The sequence below is a fragment of the Mucilaginibacter sp. dw_454 genome (assembly GCF_018449775.1).
Classification (GTDB): domain Bacteria; phylum Bacteroidota; class Bacteroidia; order Sphingobacteriales; family Sphingobacteriaceae; genus Mucilaginibacter.
The window spans coordinates 414,540-420,983 of the sequence record NZ_JAAVVB010000004.1; the positions used below are offsets into that span (position 1 = coordinate 414,540).

The 6,444-nt window shown below is 46.4% G+C and carries 3 protein-coding genes; 2 read left to right on the top strand and 1 reads right to left on the bottom strand.

Annotated features, from left to right (window positions below; all coding sequences use genetic code 11):
* Positions 1 to 79 precede the first annotated feature (79 nt).
* Entirely contained in the window at positions 80 to 2,815 is a 2,736-nt protein-coding gene (locus HB679_RS15150; protein ID WP_214072844.1) for a PQQ-dependent sugar dehydrogenase, read from the top strand.
* Positions 2,816 to 3,573: 758 nt separating this feature from the next.
* Here the strand turns inward: HB679_RS15150 and ahcY are convergent.
* A complete protein-coding gene (gene ahcY / locus HB679_RS15155) occupies positions 3,574 to 4,890 on the bottom strand; it encodes an adenosylhomocysteinase (RefSeq protein ID WP_214072845.1) in 1,317 nt (438 codons plus the stop codon).
* Between the two features lie 506 nt (positions 4,891 to 5,396).
* On the opposite strand from ahcY, the gene HB679_RS15160 reads away from it, so the two are divergent.
* Positions 5,397 to 6,347, top strand: a complete 951-nt coding sequence (locus HB679_RS15160; RefSeq protein WP_214072846.1) for a TIGR01212 family radical SAM protein — start codon at positions 5,397 to 5,399, stop codon at positions 6,345 to 6,347.
* The last annotated feature ends 97 nt before the right edge of the window (positions 6,348 to 6,444 follow it).

Below are 6,444 nucleotides of genomic sequence, written 5' to 3' on the forward strand. Positions count from 1 at the left end.
AACTAAGGCAAATAAGCGTTGAAGTGTTACGGTGCAATTGTTATATTTACCGCCCGTATAAATCCTGTAAAAGAGTATCATGTTTAGTAAAACAAGCATCCTAAAAATATCTGCTATTGCATTATTGAGTATTGCCGCGGTTTCTTACGCTTTCATTAATGACGACCCGAAGAAACCAGACGAAAGCCGTTTTACCCCGGTTACCCTAACCCGCCCCGGCGAACTGGACGAGCCAAATACCTTTGAGGTATTGAGTGATGGCCGCGTGCTCATCAGCGAGCGTAAAGGCGCCATTAAGTTGTTTGACCCGATCACCAAAATGGTGAAAACCATAGCCACGCTGCCGGTTAATACCAAGTACACCAGCGCAACAGGTAAGGTTACCGAAGCCGAAGAAGGTTTGATGGGTTTAACGGTTGATCCCGACTTCGACAAAAATCATTTTATCTATACTTTCTATGCTCACGCGACAGAAAAGAAATGGATGCTTACCCGCTGGAAATTTGAAGATGATGCCCTGGTAAAAGGCTCAGAAAAAACTATACTGGAGTTTGCTACCCAGCGCGAAATTTGCTGCCACACAGGTGGTGGCATGACCTGGGATGCTAAGCATGATTTGTATTTGGCGGTTGGTAACAACACAGCTGCACTGCTTTCATCATCAACAGATGAGCGCCCGGGAAAATCAAGCTGGGACGATCAGCGTGGTACTGCCAACACCAATAGCTTGTTGGGTAAGATCTTGAAAATTCACCCCGAGGCTGATGGTTCTTATACTATCCCGGCCGGTAACTTATTCCCTAAAGGTACGCCGTTAACCCGGCCTGAAATTTATACCATGGGTCACCGTAATCCATGGAGACCATCTGTCGACAGCAAAACAGGATTTTTATATTGGGGCGATATCGGCCCTGACGCTACCGAAGACAGCGAAATCAGCCCTAAAGGTTATGACGAGCTGAACCAGGCCCGCAAACCGGGATTCTTTGGCTGGCCATACTTTGTTGGTCCGAATGCGCCATACCCTATCTTTAACTATGAAGATGGTGAAGCCGGTCCCGGTAAAGACCCTAAAAAGCCAATGAATAACTCGGTTAACAATACCGGTTTAAAAGAATTGCCTGCCGTTGCGCCCCCATTTATTTATTATCCATATTCGGCTTCGCCTGAGTTCCCGCTGGTGGGTAGTGGTAGCCGCTGTTCAGTTGGTGGCCCTATCTATCACCGCAGCGACCGTCCCTTGGCTAAACGCCCATGGCCCGCATATTATGAGGGCAAATGGTTAGCTACAGATTTGGCCCGCGGCTGGATCATGGCAATCTCTATGAAATTGAATGGCGATTACGAAGGCATGGAGCAATTCTTGCCAAGCTATCACCCTATTGAGCCTATCGACATGAAGTTTGGTCCAGATGGTGATCTTTATGTATTAGAGTACGGCAGTGTATGGTTCGGTAAGAGCGATAATGCAAAACTGGTTCGTATAGAGTATAACTCAGGTAATCGTAAGCCGGTTGTAATGGCATCAACCAATAAACAAGGTGGTACCGTTCCGTTGAAAATTACGTTATCATCAGCAGGTACTTATGATGCTGACGGCGATGCTTTGAAATACAGCTGGAAAGTAACTTCTCCGGGTGTTGCGCCTAAAATCTACCCTGTAGCTAACCCGGCAGTTACCATGACTAAGGCTGGTGTGTATATGGCGACTTTAACCGTAACCGATTCGCACGGTGCTAAGAACAGTAAATCGGTTAAGATCATTGCCGGTAACGAAGCGCCGCAGGTTGCGGTTGATTTGAGCAGCAACAGCTCATTCTATTTCAACGGCAAACCGTTCGACTATAACGTAACCGTGAGCGATAAAGAAGACGGCAGCCTGGCATCAGGCGGTATTACCCCGGCACAGGTTTCTATGAGTATCAACTATACTTCTGAGGGTTTTGACTACGTACAAGTGGCGCAAGAGCAAAGCAGTGTCGACGCTTCAACGCAATTTGCCGTGGCACGCACCTTAATTGGCAATGCCGATTGTAAAAATTGCCACAGCATAAACGCCGTTAACGTAGCGCCAAGCTTTACCGATATCTCTAACAAATACAAAGGTAATGCGGTTGAGATTGAACGCCTTGCCCACGTTATTCGTGGTGGTGGCCGTGGCCATTGGAACCGCCCGGTAGATATGCCTGCTCACCCTGGCATTACGCTGAATGATGCACGTACTATTGTTAACTACATCATCAACATCACCAACAACAATATTAACACCATGCCGGTTAAAGGCAGCTTTACGCCAAATGTTCCTGCTGATGATAATGGTAACGGCAGTTATTTGATCCGCGCAGCTTATACCGATAAGGGCAATAAAAACATCCCTAAACAAACCACAGCAACAACCATTATTCTGCATAACCCGGTAGTTTACGCAGCTACTGCACCGGTTATTAAAAACGCATTTACCAAGGTTAACGGTTTAGATGGCTCGACCAACGTGGTTGCCCGTAAAGATGGTTATGTTGAGTTTAAAAAAATCGACCTGACTGCCATTAAACATATGGAGCTGGCAGCTTATGCCACTGCATTGGAGAACAACCCGGGTGGTACTATCGAGGTGCATATCGATTCGCCAACCGGTACGCTAATTGGCTCTGCAGCATTTGAGCAACTGGAGGCCAAACCTAAAAATCAAAACTGGACAAAAACCGATGTGAAAGATACGCCGGGCATCCACGATATCTACTTCGTATTCAAAAACGACAAAGCCAAACCTATTGACGCGTTGTTGTTATTTAATGCGATAAAGTTTGAGTTGTAATCAGCTTAATCAATATAGAAAAGCCTGCCACACATGAAGTGGCAGGCTTTTTTGTTTAAGGCCCTCCCCACCACGTCATCGTGAGCGAAGAACGAGCGTGACGATCTCCGGAGCGCGTTCCCGTCCGCTCGTTTAGAGATCCTCACGCTACGCTCAGGATGACGTGGCGGGAGAAAGGGCAAACGTTTTTCAAACTCCCCACCACGTCATCGTGAGCGAAGAACGAGCGTGAAGATCTCCGGAGCGCGTTCCCCGCTCGTTTAGAGATCCTCACGCTACGCTCAGGATGACGTGGCGGGAGAAAGGGCAAACGTTTTTCAAACTCACCATCACGTCATCGTGAGCGAGGAACGAGCGTGACGATCTCCGGAACGCGTTCCCGTCCGCTCGTTTAGAGATCCTCACGCTACGCTAAGGATGATGTGGCGGGAGAAAGGGCAAACGTTTTTCAAACTCACCATCACGTCATCGTGAGCGAGGAACGAGCGTGACGATCTCCGGAGCGCGTTCCCGTCCGCTCGTTTAGAGATCCTCACGCTACGCTCAGGATGACGTGGCGGGAGAGAGTTGGTTTTCGTTCTCCTGTTGTCATTGCGAGCTAAGCGTGGCAATCGCAAGGAGAAAAGTAATCGACATAGTTCGCGATTGCCGCGCTCGCAATGACAAAAAATAAAAACATCACCCAACAAAAAAGGGCATGATCCTCAAATCACGCCCTTTTCTTATCTTGATTCCTGACTCTCGTCTCTTGAATCTAATTAGTAACGGTAATACTCCGGTTTAAACGGACCATCAACAGTCACGCCGATGTATTCAGCCTGATCCTGGTCAAGTACTTCCAGTTCAACACCAATTTTAGCCAGGTGTAAACGGGCAACTTTTTCGTCCAGGTGTTTAGGTAAAGTGTAAACCAGGTTTTCGTAAGCACCGGCGTTTGTCCAAAGCTCTAATTGAGCTAAAGTTTGGTTGGTGAACGAGTTACTCATTACAAAGCTAGGGTGGCCGGTGGCACAACCTAAGTTAACCAAACGGCCCTCGGCCAAAACAATAACGTCGCTACCATTAATGGTATATTTATCAACCTGTGGCTTGATCTCGATTTTGGTGTTGCCGTAAGCGCCGTTTAACCAGGCCATGTCAATCTCATTATCAAAGTGACCGATGTTACAAACAATAGCTTTATCTTTCAACGCGCGGAAATGCTCTTCGCGTACAATGTTCATGTTACCGGTAGCAGTAACTACAATGTCAGCCTCTGCAATTGCAGTGCTTAATTTTTTAACTTCAAAGCCTTCCATAGCTGCTTGTAATGCGCAAATAGGGTCAATTTCGGTAACAATAACACGGACACCTGCATTACGCAATGAGTCAGCAGAACCTTTACCTACGTCGCCATAACCACAAACAACACCAACTTTACCGGCCATCATCACATCAGTAGCACGACGGATCGCGTCAACCAATGATTCGCGGCAACCGTATTTGTTGTCGAATTTTGATTTGGTTACAGAGTCATTAATATTAATTGCCGGGATAGGCAATGTACCTGCTTTAACGCGCTCATATAAGCGGTGTACGCCGGTGGTAGTTTCTTCTGATAAACCTTTGATGTTAGCAACCAGCTCAGGATAACGATCAAATACCATGTTGGTTAAATCACCACCATCGTCCAGGATCATGTTTAATGGCTGGCGGTCCTCGCCAAAGAATAATGTTTGTTCAATGCACCAATCAAAATCAACTTCGTTTAAACCTTTCCAGGCGTAAACAGAGATACCGGCAGCAGCAATAGCCGCAGCAGCATGATCTTGAGTTGAAAAAATGTTACATGATGACCAGGTAACTTCGGCACCCAACTCAACCAATGTTTCAATTAACACGGCGGTTTGGATGGTCATGTGCAGGCAGCCTGCAATGCGCGCACCTTTTAATGGTTTTGAAGCGCCAAACTCGTGGCGCAGAGCCATAAGGCCCGGCATTTCTGCTTCTGCTAAACCAATTTCTTTACGGCCCCATTCGGCTAAAGAAATGTCTTTTACTTTGTACTTGGTGTAAGCGGTCTCTACTGATGACATAGCGTTTAATTTGTTTTTGAACGGCAAAATTAACACATTCTGCCGTCAAATCGAAATTGTAAAGCATTCGTTTGGTGATTATTGTGATTTTGCGATTTTATTTGGGGATAAGTATATGTGGCAGTTCTTTTTTCTGGGGCGATGACCTGCATGCCGGGTTTGAAGATGTTTTTTTGTGAGCGTCTTAATTATTAGGGCGTTCCCGCCTTTAGGCGGGCCGTGCTTTTCGCTCATACGCCGCAAGGCCTTAAGCGCTGGGCCGGTATCCGCTGCAATCACTAACGCGGGGGGACTCGGCAAAATGTTGGTGTTATCACCAACAAGTTTAATTGCAATGATTAGCCGCATTGCCCCCGCGCCGTTGTTGGTGATAACACCAACAACGGCTTAGAGATTGCTTCGTTCCTCGCATGACGTTCTTTAGTTGAGTGTGGAATGACAAAGAAAAAACTAATCTCTAACCTCCAATCACTAATCTCTAGTCTCTATTCCCTATCTTTGCCCCAATGCAGTTAACAGACACATCAGCAAGTATTTGGGAGAAGGGGTATAATAACTACGGGCCGTGGCTTAAAGAAAAGTACCCGGGGCACCGTGTGTTTAAGGTTATTGTTGATGGTAACTTTACCTGCCCTAACCGCGATGGCAGCAAGGGCTATGGTGGCTGCACCTATTGCAATGTCGACTCGTTTACGCCGTCGGTTAGTCGCAACGCTTCTAATTTGAAACAGCAGGTTATTGAGGGTATGGAACGCGCCCGCAAAGGCAACAAGGCCGATAAATTCATTATCTATTTTCAACCTAATACCAATACTTATGCGCCGGTACATTATTTAAAAATGATGTACGATGAAGCGCTGAGCTATTGCCCCGAGGATATTGTAGGCCTATCGGTAGGTACCCGCCCTGATTGTATCGACGCCGAAAAGATAGCCCTGCTGGAAAGCTATACCGACCGTTTCGACGTGGACCTGGAAATGGGCATGGAAAGCATTTATAACGATACGCTGAACCAGATTAACCGTGGCTGTAGCCATGAAGATTTGCTGACTGCCCTGAAACTGGTAGAGAACAGCAAACTTGATATTTGCGTACACACCATCTTCGGTTTCCCCTGGGAAACTAAGGAAATGATGCTGAGATATGCTGATGAGATTAACAAGCATCCGCAGATAAAATTTGTAAAATTCCATCACCTGCATATTGTTGAAGGCTCGGTAATGGGCGTAAAATACAAACGCGAACCCTTCAAGCTTTTTGAACTGGATGAGTACGCGCAATTTCTGTGCGAGTTGCTTCCGCTGGTGCGCCCTGATGTGGTTATCCAGCGTCTTTTCGGCCTGAGCGACCGTGAATTGCTCATTGCACCAAACTGGGGTTTAAAAAAATCAGAGATCCAATATTACATCGACCAAAAAATATTGAATACCGGTGTAGTGCAGGGTAGCGCGTTGTAATAATGTGCTCAAATTTTTCTCTTTTGATATAAAACAAAATTGTCATATCGAGCATAGCGAGATATCTATACACGAACGCGTTACGGAGATCGTCACG

What these genes read in the sequence shown, in the direction of transcription:
- ahcY (WP_214072845.1), bottom strand. Translation starts at nt 4,890, where the DNA reads ATGTCATCAGTAGAGACCGCTTACACCAAGTACAAAGTAAAAGACATT.
- HB679_RS15160 (WP_214072846.1), top strand. Translation starts at nt 5,397, where the DNA reads ATGCAGTTAACAGACACATCAGCAAGTATTTGGGAGAAGGGGTATAAT.
- HB679_RS15150 (WP_214072844.1), top strand. Translation starts at nt 80, where the DNA reads ATGTTTAGTAAAACAAGCATCCTAAAAATATCTGCTATTGCATTATTG.